The sequence below is a fragment of the Haemophilus sp. THUN1692 genome, assembly GCF_059704395.1.
The window spans coordinates 506,840-525,627 of the sequence record NZ_AP046579.1; the positions used below are offsets into that span (position 1 = coordinate 506,840).

The window sequence follows — 18,788 nt, forward strand, 5'->3', positions numbered from 1 at the left end:
TCAAAATAGGTGCTAGTGAAAGAGAAAGTATAAAAAAACCACACTTTAAAAGTGCGGTTATATTCAATTCTGTTTTTATGGAAGAAACTATTCCACGCCAACCATTACAGAAGTTGCTTTGATGATTGCGTACGCTTCTTTACCAACTTCTAAGTTTAATTCTTTAACTGCTGCTAAAGATACAGTAGAAGAAAGCACATTACCGCCACCGATATCAATGTGAACGATCGCATTTACTGAACCGTTTTCGATTGAAACAACTTTACCTTTTAATTGGTTTCTTGCACTAATTTTCATAACATTTCCTTGTTAGTTAGGGTTTAAAAGAGCCTAGATTTTATCTTACAAGAAGCAAGTCGTAAATAAACCCAGCGTTTAAAATTTTCAAAAAATTGACCGCACTTTTATAGGCATTTGGCAGGTTTCGGCAAGCCTGCTAATTTTGTGGCTTGTTTTGCGGGACCTTCAGGAAATAAACGTTGCAAATAACGACTATTACCTTTATTCTCACCAAGCTTTTCAGCCATAGCTTTTACCAACATGCGGATGGCTGGAGAGGTGTTATATTCTTGATAAAAGTCTCGCACAAAGTAAATCACTTCCCAATGTGCATCAGTTAATTCAATACTTTCTACCTGAGCAATAGCACAAGCGACATCTTCGTTCCATTGCTGACTATTAAGCAAATAACCATCTTTGTCAGTTTCAACTTCCATTCCATTGATATTCAACATATTAATTTACTTCTTTAAAGTTAATCATTTCGTTGTTTGAAAAATCGGTTTGATCTTCATCTTCAAATTGCATTGGCGTGATTCGTTCTTCATCAAATGCGGTATCGCCTTCAATGCCATCAATTAGTTGCCCATGTTTGATGCCTTTGAAATCAAATAATTTCGGATCACACATATGTGACAATGTAATGTTTTGCATTGCGCTAAACATGGTTTCTAAGCGTCCCGGATATTGGCGATCCCAAGTATTAAGCATTTCTTTTACCACTTGGCGTTGAAGATTTGGTTGTGAGCCACATAGGTTACAAGGAATAATCGGAAATTCTTTTGCAATGGCATATTTCTCAATATCTTTTTCTTTGCAGTAAGCAAGCGGACGAATCACAATTTGTTTGCCATCATCAGAAATCAATTTAGGTGGCATGGATTTCATTTTGCCGCCATAAAACATATTTAAAAATAGTGTCGCTAACATATCGTCTCGGTGGTGTCCTAAAGCGATTTTGGTTGCACCAAGTTCTGTGGCTGTGCGATATAAAATTCCACGGCGTAGGCGAGAGCAGAGCGAACAAGTGGTTTTTCCTTCTGGAATTTTTTCTTTCACAATTTCGTAAGTATTTTCTTGTACAATTTTATAATCGACGCCAATACTTTCCAAATATTCAGGCAATACGTGCTCAGGGAAACCTGGTTGTTTTTGATCGAGGTTTACTGCCACAATATCAAATTTAATCGGCGCGCTTTGCTGTAAATTCAACAAAATATCGAGAAGCGTATAACTGTCTTTGCCTCCGGATAAACACACCATGACTTTATCGCCATCTTCGATCATACCAAAATCTGCAATAGCGTTGCCTACGTTACGGCGAAGGCGTTTCTGTAATTTATTGAAATTATAGGTTTGTTTTTTTTCTTGTTGGGCTAACTGGGTTAAATCGCTCATTTTGTTATCTTTAGTTATTCATGAAAGACGCACATTATACGTGAAAAATAGGAAAAGTGCGGTCAATTCAAAAGAAGATTTTTAAGATCCGTAAAAAATCCTGTATAATCTTTCCAATTTTTTGTTCAATTTTAACGCTTTGCAATTCAATGATTGAAACATCCCAAACTATTCCTGAACTCGTCTCTTGGGCAAAAGATCGCGAGTTTTCTTTGAATTTACCTACCGAACGCTTGGTTTTCCTGCTAGCGATTGCAATTTATAACAACGAACGTTTAGACGGCGAAATGTTAGAAGCCGATCTTGTGGATATTTTCCGCCACACGATGAATGCTTTTGAGCAATCCATGGATGCCATTGCAACACGAGCGAATAATGCAATTAATGAATTAGTGAAACAACGTTTGTTAAACCGTTTTAGTAGCGAATTTACTGAAGGCCTTTCCATTTATCGTCTCACTCCATTAGGTGTTGGCGTATCAGATTATTATATTCGTCAACGTGAATTTTCCGCGTTGCGTCTTTCCGTACAACTTTCTATTGTGGCCGATGAAATTCAGCGAGCATCCGATGCTGCAGAAGAAGGTGCTGCAAAAGGGGAAAATGAACACTTTTGGCGCAGAAATGTTTTCGCTCCGTTAAAATATTCGGTGGCAGAGATTTTCGATAGTATTGATTTATCACAACGCGTGATGGATGAAAATCAACAAAGCATTAAAGAAGAAATTGCCAATTTACTTACCAAAGATTGGCAGGCGGCAATTTCTAGCTGTGAACGTTTATTAGATGAAACCTCAGGCAATTTACGTGAGTTACAAGATACTTTAAATGCCGCAGGTGATAAGTTACAGGCTCAATTATTACGTATTCAAGATTGTGTAATTGGTCACGATGAGCTGTATTTTATTGAACAATTAATTACCGATTTACAATCCAAACTTGACCGTATTATTAGCTGGGGACAACAAGCTATCGATTTATGGATTGGTTATGACCGTCACGTGCATAAATTTATCCGTACCGCCATTGATATGGATAAAAATCGCGTGTTTTCACAACGTTTACGTAATTCTATTCATCATTATTTTGATCATCCTTGGTTCTTATGGACAGCGCAAGCTGAGCGTTTAGTTGATCTGCGCGATGAAGAAATGGTGTTGCGTGAAGATGATGCTTTAGGTGAATTACCAGAAGAATTGCAATACGAATCCCTTTCTGATTTACACGATCAAATTGTAGAGCATATGCAAGGCTTACTGATTGCTTATCGTGAAAATAACCGTCCGATTGATTTGAGTTTAGTGTTAAAAGAACAACTGGAAAATTATCCACTTTCTCGTCATTTTGATGTGGCTCGAATCATTGTTGATCAAGCTGTGCGCCTTGGTATGGCGAATGATGATTTATCGGGTATTTATCCAGATTGGCAAGCAATTAATAAACGTGGCTCAGAAGTGCAAGCGCATGTGATTGATAAGTATTGATTTTAAGATAATTTAAAAGCTAATTTCGACGGAATTACTTCTGTTAAATATGCCCAAACCCTTTTTAGCAAAGAAGGACTAGGGGAGATTTGGCAATAATGATTAACGAAGAAAGTAACTGAATAAAGTTTTAATAGAGAAATAACCTATGACAGACAACCTTCAAGATGTAATTTCCCCAAAACTCGCTGTGGCGATTGCAAATCCAATATTTCCAGAGGTGGATAGTCTATTGCGCTCAGGTCGCCATATCAGCACGGAGCACTTAGATAATCACGCATTTTTAATGGATTTCCAAAATGAATTAGACGGATTTTATCGCCGCTATAACGTGGAACTAATTCGTGCTCCAGAAGGATTCTTCTATCTTCGTCCGAAAGCAACGACATTAATTGCGCGTTCAGTACTTTCTGAGTTGGAAATGCTTGTTGGTAAAGTGCTTTGTTATCTTTATTTAAGCCCAGAACGTTTAGCCCAACAAGGTATTTTTAGCACGCAAGAAGTGTATGATGAATTATTAAATCTTGCTGATGAAGGAAAATTATTAAAAGCAGCTAATCAGCGTTCAAGTGGTTCCGATTTAGATAAACAAAAATTGGCAGAAAAAGTGCGGGCTGCAATTGGTCGTTTACGTCGTTTAGGTATGATTCAAACCGTTGGCGAACAAAATAGTGGGAAATTTACGATTTCTGAATCTGTATTTCGTTTTGGTGCGGAAGTACGTAGCGGAGATGATCCATTAGAGGCACAAGCTCGACTCATTCGTGATGGGGAAGCGGCAACACCAGAATCCTTAGCGTTGGAAAAACAAGCGCAATTAATGGAAAGTGATACGGAAAGTGCGGATGAAATTGACGAAGAATTTGACGGAGAACAAGAATAATGTCTGATGTTTTTGAATTAGAAAATGAAATCGAATTAGAGAGCGATGAAGTCATTATGGAAAATGAAAACGTCGAAGAAATCGTTGACGCACCTATGCCTTTTAGCATGATGGCAAACAATGGTGTAGAGCGTGGTAAATTCCGTTCTTTAACCTTAATTAACTGGAATGGTTTTTTTGCGCGTACTTTCGATTTAGATGAATTAGTTACCACGCTTTCTGGTGGTAACGGTGCGGGGAAATCAACCACAATGGCTGGATTTGTGACAGCATTAATTCCTGATTTGACCCTTTTACATTTCCGTAATACAACAGAGGCTGGTTCTACAGGTGGTTCTCGCGATAAAGGTTTACATGGTAAATTGCGTCCAGGTGTTTGTTACGCGGTATTAGATACCATTAACTCATGTCATCAACGTATTCTTGTTGGTGTGCGTCTGCAACAAATTGCGGGTCGTGATAAAAAAGTTGATTTAAAAACGTTTTCAATTCAAGGTGTTGAATTATCTCAAAATCCGACCGCACTTTTCATTGAAACTGTGGGCGAACGTCAAGCACGCGTCCTTAATTTAAACGAACTCAAAGATAAAATTGAAAATATCGGTGCGCAATTTAAACAATATCATTCCATCACTGATTATCACGGCATGATGTTCGATTTAGGTATTATTCCAAAACGTTTACGTTCAGCATCAGACCGAAGCAAATTCTATAAACTTATTGAAGCGTCTTTATACGGTGGTATTTCCAGTGCAATCACACGTTCTTTACGTGACTATTTATTGCCAGAAAATTTAGGTGTGCGCAAAGCTTTCCAAGATATGGAAAGTGCATTGCGTGAAAACCGTATGACTTTAGAAGCGATTAAGGTCACGCAATCAGATCGCGATTTATTCAAACATTTAATTACTGAAACAACCAACTATGTTGCTTCGGACTATATGCGTAATGCAAATGAACGCCGTGGCAATATTGAGGCTGCATTAGAATCTCGTCGTGAGTGGTATAAAGCAAAAGCAGAGCAGAATTTATCTCAACATCGTTTAGTTGATTTAAGTAGAGAAGCGGCTGAATTAGCAGAAAGTGAACGTACTTTAGAAGTTGATCATCAAAGTGCGGTTGATCATCTTAACTTGGTGTTAAACGCTTTGCGTCACCAAGAAAAAATTACGCGTTATCAAGAAGATATTGCAGAACTCACAGAGCGTTTAGAAGAACAAAAACTGGTGGTTGAAGATGCGAATGATACATTAGAAGAAAGCCAAGCCCAATTTGAGCAAACTGAAATTGAAATTGATGCGGTGCGTGCCCAATTAGCAGACTATCAACAAGCATTAGATGCCCAACAAACTCGCGCACTTCAATATCAACAAGCCATTGCAGCTCTTGAAAAAGCGAAAACATTATGCGGTTTAGCGGATTTAAGTGTTAAAAATGTAGAAGATTATCACGCAGAATTTGAAGCACATGCTGAAAGTTTAACGGAAACCGTACTTGAGCTTGAGCACAAAATGTCTATTTCTGAAGTAGCAAAATCTCAGTTTGATAAAGCGTACCAATTAGTATGCAAAATTGCGGGGGAAATGCCTCGTTCTGCGGCGTGGGAAAGTGCCAAAGAATTATTACGTGAATATCCAAGCCAAAAATTGCAGGCACAACAAACGCCACAACTTCGCACAAAATTACATGAACTTGAGCAACGTTACGCACAACAACAAAGTGCAGTCAAATTACTTAATGATTTTAATCAACGTGCCAATTTAAGTTTACAAACGGCTGAAGAATTAGAGGACTATCACGCAGAGCAAGAAGCGTTAATTGAAGATATTTCTGCTGAACTTTCAGAACAAGTGGAAAATCGTTCTACGCTTCGTCAAAAGCGTGAAAATTTAACCGCACTTTATGATGAAAATGCGCGTAAAGCGCCAGCATGGCTGACAGCTCAAGCTGCATTAGAACGTTTAGAGCAACAAAGTGGCGAGACGTTTGAACATAGTCAAGATGTGATGAATTTTATGCAATCACAACTTGTGAAAGAACGTGAACTCACGATGCAACGTGATCAACTTGAACAAAAACGTTTGCAATTAGATGAACAAATTTCTCGTTTAAGTCAGCCAGATGGTTCAGAAGATCCTCGTTTAAATATGTTGGCAGAACGTTTTGGTGGGGTGTTGCTTTCAGAGCTTTATGATGATGTTACCATTGAAGATGCGCCTTATTTCTCCGCACTTTACGGGCCTGCGCGTCATGCTATTGTTGTGCGTGATCTCAATGCAGTGCGTGAACAACTTGCGCAATTAGAAGATTGCCTGGACGATTTGTATTTAATTGAGGGTGATCCTACCGCATTTGATGACAGCGTATTATCCGCACAAGAACTTGAGCTAGGTGTTGTAGTGCAAGTTTCAGATCGTGAATTACGCTATTCAAGATTCCCTGAAATCCCGTTATTTGGGCGTGCAGCACGTGAAAAACGTTTAGAAGAATTACAAATTGAACGTGATGAACTGGCAGAACAACATGCCCAAATTGCGTTTGATGTACAAAAATGCCAACGTTTACACGAACATTTCAGCCAATTTGTTGGGTTGCATTTGGCGCTTGCGTTCCAGCCAAATCCAGAAGAGTTAATGTCTGAAATTAATCGCGAACGCAATGAAATTGATCGTGAATTAAACCTATTTAATAGCGGCGAACAACAATTACGCATTCAATTAGATAATGCAAAAGAAAAACTGCAATTACTCAACAAGTTGATTCCACAACTAAATGTATTAGCTGATGAGGATTTAATTGATCGTATTGAAGAATGTCGTGAGCAATTAGATATTGCAAAGCAAGATGAATATTTTATTCGTCAATATGGTGTAACGTTGTCACAATTAGAGCCGATTGCAAATAGTTTACAAAGTGATCCAGAAAATTACGAAGGCTTAAAAAATGAATTAACTCAAGCGATTGAGCGTCAAAAACAAGTTCAACAACGTGTATTTGCTTTAGCTGATGTTGTACAACGTAAACCGCATTTTGGTTATGAAGATGCTGGGCAGGCTGAAACTTCTGAACTCAACGAAAAACTTCGCCAACGTTTAGAACAAATGCAGGTACAGCGAGATACGCAACGTGAGCAAGTTCGTCAAAAACAAAGCCAATTTGCAGAATATAATCGCGTATTGATTCAATTACAAAGTTCTTACGATAGTAAATATCAGCTTTTAAATGAATTGATTGGTGAAATTAGCGATCTTGGCGTGAGAGCTGATGACGGTGCTGAAGAACGAGCCCGTATCCGTCGTGATGAATTACATCAACAACTTTCAACGAGCCGTCAGCGTCGTTCTTATGTAGAAAAACAACTGACATTAATTGAAAGCGAAGCGGACAACTTAAATCGCCTTATTCGTAAAACCGAACGTGATTATAAAACTCAACGTGAATTAGTTGTAGCAGCGAAAGTGAGTTGGTGTGTGGTTTTACGTTTATCACGCAATTCCGATATGGAAAAACGCCTCAATCGTCGAGAGCTCGCTTATTTATCTGCAGATGAGTTACGTTCAATGTCGGATAAAGCATTAGGTGCGTTGCGTACAGCAGTGGCGGATAATGAATATCTACGTGATAGCCTAAGAGTGTCTGAAGATAGTCGCAAACCTGAAAATAAAGTGCGGTTCTTTATTGCGGTGTATCAGCATCTACGTGAACGTATTCGCCAAGATATTATTAAAACGGATGATCCAATTGATGCCATTGAACAAATGGAAATTGAGCTTTCTCGTTTAACAGCTGAATTAACTGGCCGTGAGAAAAAATTGGCAATCAGTTCTGAAAGTGTTGCAAATATTATGCGTAAAACGATTCAGCGTGAACAAAATCGTATTCGTATGCTCAACCAAGGCTTACAAAACATTGCGTTCGGTCAGGTGAAATCTGTCCGTTTAGTAGTGAATATTCGTGATACCCATGCCATGTTGTTAGATGCGCTTTCTGGTCAGCAAGATGAATATCAAGATTTATTCAACGATAATCGCATCACCTTCTCTGAAGCTATGGCGAAGCTCTATCAACGCATCAATCCACATATTGATATGGGGCAACGCACAGCACAAACAATTGGTGAAGAATTGTTAGATTACCGTAATTATCTTGAACTTGAAGTAGAAGTATTCCGTGGCGCAGATGGTTGGTTACGTGCAGAAAGTGGTGCACTTTCTACTGGTGAAGCTATCGGTACAGGTATGTCAATTCTCTTAATGGTTGTTCAAAGTTGGGAAGAAGAAAGCCGTCGAATTCGTGGTAAAGATATTGTGCCTTGTCGCTTGTTGTTCTTAGATGAAGCAGCGCGTTTAGACGGTAAATCTATTTCTACCTTATTCGAACTTTGCGAACGTTTGGATATGCAGTTACTTATCGCTGCGCCAGAGAACATTAGCCCAGAAAAAGGTACAACCTATAAACTCGTGCGTAAAATCGCAGGCAACCAAGAGCATGTACATGTTGTTGGTTTACGCGGATTCGGTGCGACAGAATAAAAAATAGAAGGGAAGTGCGGTTAAAATTTTAAGATTTTTGACCGCGCTTATTATAAATCAATTTTGTTTTAGAAATTTTTATGAATTTAATTAGTCTTTTTTCAGGTGCAGGGGGATTAGATCTTGGCTTCCAAAAAGCAGGATTTCGTATTATTTGCGCAAATGAATATGATAAATCAATATGGAAAACATATGAAAGTAATCATTCAGCTAAATTAATTAAAGGCGATATATCTAAAATTTCTTCAGATGAATTTCCTAAGTGTGATGGAATTATTGGGGGACCGCCTTGTCAATCTTGGAGTGAGGGTGGATCTCTTAGAGGAATTGATGATCCTAGGGGAAAATTGTTTTATGAATATATTCGGATTTTAAAAGAAAAAAAACCAATATTTTTCCTTGCCGAAAATGTCAAAGGAATGATGGCTCAGCGTCATAATAAGGCAGTTCAAGAATTTATCCAAGAATTTGATAATGCTGGATATGATGTTCATATTGTTTTGCTTAATGCGAATGATTATGGCGTAGCTCAAGATAGAAAACGTGTTTTTTATATTGGTTTTAGAAAAGAGCTAAATATTAATTATATTCCACCCATTCCACATTTGATAAAGCCAACATTTAAGGATGTTATTTGGGATTTAAAAGATAATTCAATTCCAGCTTTAGATAAAAATAAAACAAATGGTAATAAATGTATTTATCCTAATCACGAATATTTTATAGGATCATATTCAACAATTTTTATGAGCCGAAATCGTGTTAGACAATGGAATGAACCAGCATTTACAGTTCAAGCATCTGGACGGCAATGTCAATTACACCCCCAAGCTCCTGTAATGTTAAAAGTTAGTAAAAATTTAAATAAATTTGTTGAAGGAAAAGAACATTTATATCGCAGACTAACTGTTAGAGAATGTGCAAGAGTGCAAGGGTTCCCTGATGATTTTATTTTTCATTACGAAAGTTTGAATGATGGTTATAAAATGATCGGTAACGCAGTGCCTGTAAATTTAGCATATGAAATAGCTAAAACAATAAAATCCGCATTGGAAATTTGTAAAGGTAATTAAATATGTCAAATAAAAGTAATGATAATGGCAGAGCATATGAGTTTGCATTTATAACTGAATTAGGACGAATTGCAACTCAAAATCAGAATATAAATATAGAAAAGAATTCTAGCTATTATGTAGTTGAGAAATCTTGGAATACATTATCTGATCTTGAAAAAGAAAAATATACAAAAAGTGCAATTGCTGGTATCAATCTTATAACAAACTTAGAGCCAATAATAGAAGATGGTGATGGTATATTAAACTTAAAAATACAAGCTGATAATAAAGGTGAATTAGGCGATGTTAGAGATATTTTAATTCAAAGAGAAAATATTAATTGGGAAATTGGTTTAAGTTTAAAACATAATCATTTTGCTGTGAAACATAGTCGTTTATCACATAAAATTGACTTTTCAGAAAAATGGTTCCAATTACCTTCTTCTCAAAATTATTGGGATAATATACTCCCTATTTTTGAGAAATTAGAAATTTATAAAAGAAACAAAATAAAATGGAGAGAGTTATCTAATAAAGAAGATGATATTTATTATCCAATACTAAAATCATTTATAGCGGAAATTAAAGAAAAGTATCATAAATATGATTCTATTGTCCCACAGAAAATGGTTGAATATTTACTAGGGTATTTTGATTTCTATAAAATCATAAGCCAAGATAATAAGAAACTAACATTTATTCAATCATTTAACTTGCGAGGAACACTAAATAAACCCTCTAAAAAAGAAAGGCAAATATTTTTATACCTATAGCTAATTTATCAACTAGAGTCATTAATATAGATTTTAAGCCAAATAGTAAAAATACGGTTGAATTATATTTAGATAAAGGATGGCAATTTAGTTTTAGAATACATAATGCTTCTACTATTATTGAACCAAGCTTGAAATTTGATATAAAACTTATTGGTGCTCCTGCCACAATTATTTGTTTGGAAGCTTCCTTGGGAAGAATGATATGTAAAAATGGAAAGGGAATTAACTTACTAGTTAGGAATAATAATGAAAATTTTCACATCAAAAAAAGAGCTGTTGTCGCAGCAGAAACAATAAAAATGTATCAAATACTGGTCACTGGGGAATGGAGATTATGAAATTACCGTTAAAAGTCCCCAATATCTTGAATACATTATGAGTTTAATTAAACAAGCTATTAAGGATTAATAAATGCACAATCTTATTCTTGCCATTCTTTGTAGCGTAGCTGTTTCAGTTTTGCTTAAAATAGCCCGTAAAAAAAATATCATTATTGAACAAGCTATTGCATTCAACTACATCACAGCCATCACTTTCAGTTATTTCTTACTTAAACCTGATTTTAAAGGCTTAGAATTTACTGATTACATCGTACAAAGCGAAAATTCACCTATTTTTTTAGCTCTGGGCTTATTGCTACCTAGCGTATTTATTATTATGTCAAAAGCGGTAGAGTTTGCTGGAATTGTACGTTCAGATGCAGCACAACGTCTTTCGTTGTTTCTTCCTATTTTATCGGCATTTTTAATTTTTCATGAAACACTAAGCCAATCTAAAATCATTGGTGTTGTATTAGCCTTTATTGGTTTATTTTGTGTATTAACTAAGCCAACTCAAGGGCAAAGTGCGGTTAATTTTAAAGGTGTTTTAGGATTAATCGGCGTCTGGTTTGGTTACGGCATCATTGATATTTTATTCAAACAAGTGGCGAAAAGCGGCGGCGCATTCCCTGCAACATTGTTTATTTCTTTCTCGCTTGCAGCTTGTGTTATCTTTATCTATTTATTCTTAAAACGTGCCCAATGGACATCATCAAGTGTAATTGGTGGCATCGTTTTAGGTGTATTTAATTTCTTTAATATTTTATTCTATATAAAGGCACATCAAAGTTTTGCTGGAAATCCGACGCTTGTTTTTGCGGGAATGAACATTGGCGTGATTTGTTTAGGTACAATAACTGGCGCGTTAGCTTTTAAAGAAAAAATCAGTAAGCTAAATTGGCTAGGTATTATTTTTAGTTTATCAGCCATTTTCTGCCTATATTATTTAGATAAAATTATCGCGTAAAAGAGAGTGCCCATGGCAAAAGATTTCAGCTTTTTTATTTACGATTATGAAAGTTTTGGTGTAAATCCAGCAACAGATCGTCCTGCACAATTTGCGGGTATTCGTACAGATGCTGATTTTAATATCATTGGTGAACCAATAATGTTTTATTGTAAACAAACCAACGATTATTTACCTGCTCCTGAAGCGGTAATGGTAACAGGAATTACACCACAAGAATGTAATGAAAAGGGGCTTTCTGAGCCTGAATTCGCCGCAAATATCTTAGCAGAATTTTCCCAACCCAATACTTGTGTCATGGGCTATAACAATATTCGCTACGATGATGAAATGACGCGTTATACGTTTTATCGTAATTTTATTGATCCTTACGAATACAGCTGGAAAAACGGGAATTCACGCTGGGATTTGTTAGATTTAGTGCGAGCTTGTTATGCCTTGCGTCCAGAAGGGATTAATTGGGCTTATGACGATGATGGAATGCCAAGTTTCCGCTTAGAAAAACTCACTAAAGCAAATGGTATTGCGCATGAAAATGCTCACGATGCAATGGCGGATGTATATGCAACTATTGCTATGGCGAAACTAATTAAAGAAAAACAGCCTAAATTATTCCAATATTTCTTTGAAAACCGAGGTAAAAAAGAAATCGAAAAATTGGTTGATACAGGCGCAATGGCGCCTTTAGTCCATGTTTCTGGAATGTTAGGGAATTATCGTGGAAATTGCACTTGGGTTGCCCCTTTAGCTTGGCATCCGACAAATCAAAACGCATTAATTGTGTGTGATTTAACTGGCAATATCGATAATTTATTAGCCAAAAGTGCGGATGAATTGCGGACAGATTTATATACCAAAAAATCAGAATTAGAAGAAAGGGGAGTTTCATCTGTTCCATTAAAGCTTGTGCATATCAATAAATGTCCTATTTTAGCGCCAGCCAAAACCTTGTTACCAGAAACAGCAAATCGCTTGGGTATTAATCGACAATTATGCTTGGATAATCTTGCAAAATTACGGGCATCTTTTGATATTCGTGAAAAAGTGGCGGATATTTTTAATGAAGAACGTCAATTTGAATCGAATGATAATGTAGAAACTGAGCTATACAATGGCTTTTTCAGCAATGCTGATAAAAACAATATGTCTATTTTACGTAGTCTACCTGCAGAAAAATTAGCTGAACACGGTTTAGCTTTTGAAGATAAACGTATCCCTGAATTATTGTTCCATTATCGTGCTCGTCATTTTTATAAAACCCTCACACGCGCTGAACAAATTAAATGGCAAAAATACCGACAGAATAAACTTGAAAAAAGTGCGGTAGATTTTGAATCAAGTTTGCAACGTTTAGCAGAGGAACATTCAGATAATCCTGAAAAACTATCTTTGCTACAACAAGTATATGAATATGGTATAAAACTACTAGGTTAACTGATACGTTGTCACATTTTTTTTAGAATAGCACGTTTTAATAAAACGTGCTTTTTTGTTGTTTTTTTCTGGGGAAAATTATCCCTAAAATTATCCAGATTTTACGAGCGTAATCACATAGATTTAGCTTACTTTACCTTTACGTTGTCTTTATATTTCAACTAAACCATTCAATAAAACGATAAAGTATCGCGTTACAACGTGCTATCTAGCCTTATTTTGTCTTGTTTTACTAGTACCTGTGACTTGTGTATAACTATGTGATTTATTTAGCCCGTAGTTTTCGCTAACCCGATAACTAATTTCGCATAATGATTTTCGGATTATGTTACAATTTGAAGCGCGGTATAATGGCGCAGCACCGCGCAAGAATTTACACATAATCCGCTATTATGCGAAATTCAAGTTATTAGGTTTATGGCAAATATTACATTGAAAGATATAACGCCTATACACTTTCTAAACGCTGTTAGGTTACTAAAGGCTGATGATTATAGGGTTTATTGCACGTTAGATACGATAGAGATCAGATTTGATACAAAACGATTTTATACGCCCGAAGAAACTCAAGCGCGTTTTGACCTTTGCGAACATTTGGCCGCATTTTTAAAAGAGTTAAAGAATTCCACCGTACCAATAGATAAAGATGAATTTATTAAGGCTTTTAGCCCTATGGCACCAAGGCAATTTTATAGACGAAAAATAAGATAAATTTATGAGTAGTAGTGAAGATTTTTATGACCCTATCGTTGCTATCTATGATAGCGGAGTAGATTACTTAACGAGAGAAAAACATAGATTGGTATCTATTGCAAAGAGTGGATGGAATACCTTGTTTCAATTATCATTGAATTATGATGATTTTTCAGAAAATTTAGACATTCCATTCACTAAAGAAGATATTCAATTGGACATGAAAAAAGTATCTGAATTAAAACATAAATTCATAGATATTAGAGAGATTAATTCTAATGAAAATTGGATATATGAATATATGAATATGATTATAATCAAGGCATTAAAGAACTTGATGGTGTTTTACTGATGTATGCTGAATGGCTGGATAAGGCAGCTTTGGAAATCAAATGATTAGTGAAGAAGAAAAGATAAGTAGACGAAAATCAGTACAGTTTGCTCTGGATAATAATCGTTTGGCTGGACATAAGCCGCCTGAAAACTTTATTGAACTTTCAGAGAAATGGATTGAGGGAGATTTAACTATTGAAGAATTTAAGATAGAACTTTACAATAGGCTTGGTTTAGGAGATTACCTGAACAAAAATTTAGGCGATTAGCTGCCGTAAAATGCTTACTTAATTTAGGTGATTAGCTACCGAAAGTGCTTACTTAAAGTGGTGCTTCGCTGCCTTAATGCGAACTTTAATCGGGCGTAAGCTGCCATAAGTGCTACTTAATATACAAAAAAGCAAGGTTTCAACCTTGCTTTTTTGTTTCTGTATAAAACCTCTGGTGGTTACAAAACGCACAAAAAAGTTCGGGAGTTCTGTAACACCCGAACTTTGGTATCAAACTTGATACTTTTTTATATTTATTCTTTTTCTCTATATATGGCCTTTGAAATAAAAGCTTCTTTAGAATTTGGGGCAAGTTTTCCTATCATATCTAGCTTTGCTTCATTAAGATAGTTTTCTATCATAAAGTTAACAACGTCAGTCCATTTAGTCACTTTACCCGTTTTAGCTGTGATCTCAACTGCCACTCTTTCAATTCTCATATGTGTTTCGGCAGGAACACCTAGATTTTTTCGTTTATTCATACTTTTATTCACTCAAATAATGCATCTGTGATTCTATATCATAGCTCACAAAAATATTTTTTTCATTGTGATACATTTCACTTGCTCACAAATGATTTTTGATTTATTTTATTATCACTTGTGATATTGTGAGCGTGTGTAATGAATTTCTTTATTGACTGGTTAGAAATAGAACAAGACTTTGGAATTGATATTCCTAATGAAGTCTTACTTTCTATTTTTGATTTTGGTTTAGTGGGAATTCATTTAGATACTGGGGAAATGCAAAGTGGTATTAAGACTGGGACCTATCATCATAAGGGCAGTTATTGCGACGAAGTAAGTTTAAAAATTTCAGGTTCAGTTATTCGTATGGCTGGCAATCCAAGTAGATGGGGACGAGTAGAAAATGTTTTTGGTTTTGATACTGTAGATAGCTGCGTTTCCTGTTTTAATTCAATTCTTTCCTCTCTTAAATTACCAATCTTTACTCGCTGCACTGAAATTTTTTATCGCCAAGGAGAAGATGGTTCTAAGGTCTCAAAATTTTCTAATGGCGCAATCATTAAACGTTTAGATATTACTACTAATAAAGCTGTTGGTAAGGGTAATGAGCGTACATTTCTAAAAGCCTTATCACAGATGCGTTATAGAAATTCTATTGGCAGACTTCATACAAATGGTTGCACCATGGATTGGCTTAGTGAAAAAGGAAATGCCAATTTAATTTATCCAAGTTGTTATATAAAACACGAAGAAATGCAAGTTCATTCTTATGACAAGATTAAGCGTAAATTTGGTGAAGAATCACAAGAGTTTAGATATTACAAAAATGTTTATGAATATTGTAAAGAAAATGGCGTAGTACGTTTTGAGCAGAAATTAAAATCAAGATATTTACAGCGTGAAAATTTATGTTATTGGGGTATCAGTGATTTTTCTAAGCTAGAAACAGTACATCAAGGATTTATTGATATGTATAAAAAATTAAATGTTAGCGAAATTAAATTAGAAACCATAGCAGAGCAATTAGTATCAAATGGAGTTGTTGATTCTTTAAGAAAAGCTAACACATCAGCTTTTTATGCTATGCGTTGGTCTTCAGGTGAAGATTTGAGTAATTTGTCTTCCGCAACATTCAAGCGTCATCGAGCAAATCTTAGAAAAATCGGAATTGATATTGCAACTCCATGTGATATTGAGAAATTTCAGGCTGTTCGAGTTATATCTTGTGAAAATATCATTGTAAGACCATTTAAAGCCCCTGATTTTTATCAATTTCCAAGCAACGCTCCTCAGTTACGTTTTGTTGTTTAATAAATAAGTTTTTTCATCATCAATTAGGAGAAATTAATTATGCGTACCGGATTTTATATTGTAGGTATTTTAAAAGGGTATAAATCTTCATCTTTTACTAATCGAGAGACTGGAGAAGTAAAAGATCGTCATAACATGGGGGTTCAATTACAAGAGCCTGATGGTTATGGCGGTTATAACACATCAATTCAAGAAATTAAGATTGATGATCGCTCTATGAATGATGCGTTAAGAAATACGATTAATCGCTTAAAGGATAAGACGGTAATGGTGCTTGTTTATCCTCGTGAATGGGCTATGGAAAATGGTCGTAAAGGTATTACTTATAATTTTGATGAAAGTTCGCTTATTGAAGAATTAAAACAATGAGCGATGAAATAGAAATTACAACTAAGTTTTGTCACCCTTATATGAATTTCGGTGGAGATGGTTGTAATGATGTGATTTTGAAAGTGCCAAAGATAGAGGCAGTAAAACTTCAATCCGTGGCACTTTCAGGAAATGAAAATCAAGGCTTTTCAGTTGGTGATTTTATTCATCATACTGATAGTTTTGGCTTTTCATTTGGTATTGTGCTTATTTTTTACTTAATCGCTAAATCTGTAGGGGCAGTGATAGCAATTTTTAAATAAGCACATCATTTTAACTCAATATAAGGAGTTTCTTATGTCAGATTTAAAAAAATATCTCATTGCTGCTGTAGCTTTGGGATCTTCCGTTGGCGCTTTTGCTGGTAGTGAATCGGCACAAAAAGTACAAATCGATGTTTCTGGTATGCTTAATCAAGTTGATTTTTCAACGGTGATTGCTGGAATTATCGCAGCAGGCGGTGTATTAATTGGGCCACGTATTGCAAAAATGGGCATTCGCTTTATTTTGGGGCTATTTGGAAAATAATAATAAGGGGATTGATATCCCCTTTTTTCTTTGGATTTCGTATGTTATGGGATTTAGCTTATTTTCTACTGGGTGTAATATGCGGTTGGGTTGTGGTAATTGGATTAAACGATTAATTATTTTAAGTTTGATTCTTAATATTTTGTATTTCCCTTATCAGGTGTATGCGAATCCCGCACTTGCTGCTCGAGTTATTACTCAAGTTTTTGAACGTGTTATAGCAAGACGAGCAGCTGTATCGATTGCGGGCGAAGCTGCCGCAAATGATGCTGCTTTTTTAGCAGCAAATGAGGCAGCAATAGGCATGCGCGCTGCACAAACTTATCGAGCATTAGGCACTGTTGCAGCAAATGATTCAACATTTGCGATAAGTGCTACATCAACATTGCGTCATGCAAAAGATATTTCTTGGGTTGCTTTGGCTTTAACATCTGGGGTGATTACTCTTAGTGATTTAAACGTAGAAAGCAATAGTAAAATAGGGGTCACTTTTGAACCCACTGCTGTTCTTTTATCAGATGGGCGTTATGCAATAAATGTTAATGGAGAAACAAAAATTGTAAAGGCCATGCCTAGTTCCAAATCCCCTGTAATTTATCAGTATTCTAAAGATAAGGTACAGATTTCAGAGGGTAAAGATGATATACATAAATCCGATATATTAGATAATCACTATAAATATTATTACGAGTTAAAAACAGGGGAATATGCTCAATCAAATTCAATTTCGCTATTATCAGAATATGGTGTTCAAGAAGATTATAGTGTTAAAAGTGAGGATAAATATACAGAGATAAGCATTGAAGGTAGTAAATATAGTTATCTAGAATCTCAAACAATTGTAGAAAATAAATATCTAAGACATAAAGTAATTGGGAATACCATTTACGCAGATGTACGTAATACATGGACTTATAAATCTTTATCTTCAAATTTTAATCCTGTTTTAGAAGGAAACACAGGAACGAACACTATTTATTCTTTCAATCAACCTAAGCCATCAGATTATGAGGAGTTTACAAGAACAGATTCAAAATCTATTACAATTGAAATTAATAATGATTTTACTGGTGATACATCAACGGCATTAAAAGAAAAAGAATTAGGTTCAATTAGTGAATTAGATTTAAATCTCTATACTACTCCTTTAACAGCGACACAATTGGCACAGTTATATAACGCATTATTAATGTCAGCAGCGATGCAACCTGATTATTCAGGCATTCCATTTGCCTCATCATATCCAATTACAGCAGCTGAAGTACAACAGGTTTTAAATAAGCTTGGCATTACTCCTACTTATGCAGATCTTTTTACTAAAGCAGGTAAAGGAAATCAAATAGATTTTCCAATGTCCTCTCCTAAACCATTACCTAATCCATCACCTAATATACGACCTGATAAGGATGACGATGACGCTGAAGGGGAGCCTGAATATCCTGAACTTGAAGCACCTACCGCAATGCAAATTTTAGAGCCATTTAATCAGTTTTTTCCGCAGCTCAAGAATTTTCATTTAGCCGATCGTGCTGTGCAGTGTCCAACGTGGGAAGGGCATATTGATTATTTAAATATTGATGTTCGATTAGATAAGCATTGCCAATATGTAGAGCAAAATAAAGCCGTGATTACTTCCTTGATGCTGCTTATTTGGGGAATTGTCGCATTAAGAATTTTATTGAGTGCATAA

At 35.6% G+C, this 18,788-nt stretch carries 18 protein-coding genes and 1 pseudogene; 15 read left to right on the forward strand and 4 right to left on the reverse strand.

Annotation, left to right across the window (positions count from 1 at the left end):
* Positions 1-87: 87 nt before the first annotated feature.
* The 3 genes from AC6H0A_RS02220 to ttcA all read right to left on the reverse strand — a co-directional run bounded on the left by AC6H0A_RS02220 (position 88) and on the right by ttcA (position 1,677).
* Complete coding sequence (locus AC6H0A_RS02220) at positions 88-297, reverse strand: TOBE domain-containing protein (RefSeq protein ID WP_005631673.1); 210 nt, start codon at positions 295-297, stop codon at positions 88-90.
* A 107-nt stretch (positions 298-404) separates the two neighbouring features.
* Entirely contained in the window at positions 405-734 is a 330-nt protein-coding gene (locus tag AC6H0A_RS02225; RefSeq protein ID WP_005641918.1) for a TusE/DsrC/DsvC family sulfur relay protein, read from the reverse strand.
* Position 735: 1 nt separating this feature from the next.
* Complete coding sequence (gene ttcA, locus AC6H0A_RS02230) at positions 736-1,677, reverse strand: tRNA 2-thiocytidine(32) synthetase TtcA (RefSeq protein ID WP_005641921.1); 942 nt, start codon at positions 1,675-1,677, stop codon at positions 736-738.
* 149 nt (positions 1,678-1,826) lie between these two features.
* Between ttcA and mukF the strand changes: the two genes are divergently transcribed.
* The 10 genes and pseudogenes from mukF to AC6H0A_RS02280 all read left to right on the forward strand — a co-directional run bounded on the left by mukF (position 1,827) and on the right by AC6H0A_RS02280 (position 14,423).
* Entirely contained in the window at positions 1,827-3,161 is a 1,335-nt protein-coding gene (gene mukF, locus AC6H0A_RS02235; RefSeq protein ID WP_005641923.1) for a chromosome partition protein MukF, read from the forward strand.
* A 148-nt stretch (positions 3,162-3,309) separates the two neighbouring features.
* Complete coding sequence (mukE, locus tag AC6H0A_RS02240; protein ID WP_005641926.1) at positions 3,310-4,044, forward strand: chromosome partition protein MukE; 735 nt, start codon at positions 3,310-3,312, stop codon at positions 4,042-4,044.
* On the forward strand, positions 4,044-8,576 hold the full coding sequence (gene mukB, locus AC6H0A_RS02245) for a chromosome partition protein MukB (protein ID WP_005641928.1): 4,533 nt from the start codon (positions 4,044-4,046) through the stop codon (positions 8,574-8,576). Before mukE ends, mukB begins: the two co-directional genes overlap by 1 nt.
* Positions 8,577-8,656: 80 nt before the next feature.
* Entirely contained in the window at positions 8,657-9,649 is a 993-nt protein-coding gene (locus AC6H0A_RS02250; protein ID WP_070047055.1) for a DNA cytosine methyltransferase, read from the forward strand.
* Positions 9,650-9,651: 2 nt separating this feature from the next.
* Positions 9,652-10,508, forward strand: a pseudogene (locus AC6H0A_RS02255) (HaeIII family restriction endonuclease); the annotation flags it as partial.
* A 310-nt stretch (positions 10,509-10,818) separates the two neighbouring features.
* Positions 10,819-11,694: a DMT family transporter gene (locus tag AC6H0A_RS02260; protein ID WP_044231912.1), complete on the forward strand. Its 876-nt coding sequence runs from the start codon at positions 10,819-10,821 to the stop codon at positions 11,692-11,694.
* A 12-nt stretch (positions 11,695-11,706) separates the two neighbouring features.
* Entirely contained in the window at positions 11,707-13,128 is a 1,422-nt protein-coding gene (sbcB, locus tag AC6H0A_RS02265; RefSeq protein ID WP_497512353.1) for an exodeoxyribonuclease I, read from the forward strand.
* A 417-nt stretch (positions 13,129-13,545) separates the two neighbouring features.
* Complete coding sequence (locus tag AC6H0A_RS02270) at positions 13,546-13,839, forward strand: hypothetical protein (protein ID WP_005639336.1); 294 nt, start codon at positions 13,546-13,548, stop codon at positions 13,837-13,839.
* A 4-nt stretch (positions 13,840-13,843) separates the two neighbouring features.
* Complete coding sequence (locus AC6H0A_RS02275; RefSeq protein WP_497512355.1) at positions 13,844-14,173, forward strand: hypothetical protein; 330 nt, start codon at positions 13,844-13,846, stop codon at positions 14,171-14,173.
* A gap of 40 nt (positions 14,174-14,213) precedes the next feature.
* Entirely contained in the window at positions 14,214-14,423 is a 210-nt protein-coding gene (locus AC6H0A_RS02280; protein ID WP_044231918.1) for an antitoxin VbhA family protein, read from the forward strand.
* Between the two features lie 254 nt (positions 14,424-14,677).
* Here the strand turns inward: AC6H0A_RS02280 and AC6H0A_RS02285 are convergent, their stop codons facing one another.
* Positions 14,678-14,905: a hypothetical protein gene (locus tag AC6H0A_RS02285; protein WP_044231919.1), complete on the reverse strand. Its 228-nt coding sequence runs from the start codon at positions 14,903-14,905 to the stop codon at positions 14,678-14,680.
* A gap of 141 nt (positions 14,906-15,046) precedes the next feature.
* Here AC6H0A_RS02285 and AC6H0A_RS02290 point away from each other — a divergent pair, with 141 nt between their 5' ends.
* The 5 genes from AC6H0A_RS02290 to AC6H0A_RS02310 are packed head-to-tail and all read left to right on the forward strand — an operon-like array spanning position 15,047 to position 18,788.
* On the forward strand, positions 15,047-16,201 hold the full coding sequence (locus AC6H0A_RS02290; RefSeq protein ID WP_005639338.1) for a phage/plasmid replication protein, II/X family: 1,155 nt from the start codon (positions 15,047-15,049) through the stop codon (positions 16,199-16,201).
* Between the two features lie 39 nt (positions 16,202-16,240).
* Entirely contained in the window at positions 16,241-16,570 is a 330-nt protein-coding gene (locus AC6H0A_RS02295) for a DNA-binding protein (protein ID WP_005639340.1), read from the forward strand.
* Positions 16,567-16,833, forward strand: a complete 267-nt coding sequence (locus AC6H0A_RS02300; protein ID WP_005639342.1) for a hypothetical protein — start codon at positions 16,567-16,569, stop codon at positions 16,831-16,833. The genes AC6H0A_RS02295 and AC6H0A_RS02300 overlap by 4 nt, the downstream gene beginning before the upstream one ends.
* A 34-nt stretch (positions 16,834-16,867) precedes the next feature.
* The gene (locus AC6H0A_RS02305) at positions 16,868-17,098 is read left to right on the forward strand and encodes a hypothetical protein (protein WP_102704450.1); all 231 of its coding nucleotides are present in this window, start codon (positions 16,868-16,870) and stop codon (positions 17,096-17,098) included.
* Positions 17,052-18,788, forward strand: coding sequence for a hypothetical protein (locus AC6H0A_RS02310; protein ID WP_257008547.1), 1,737 nt, complete (start codon positions 17,052-17,054; stop codon positions 18,786-18,788). The genes AC6H0A_RS02305 and AC6H0A_RS02310 overlap by 47 nt, the downstream gene beginning before the upstream one ends.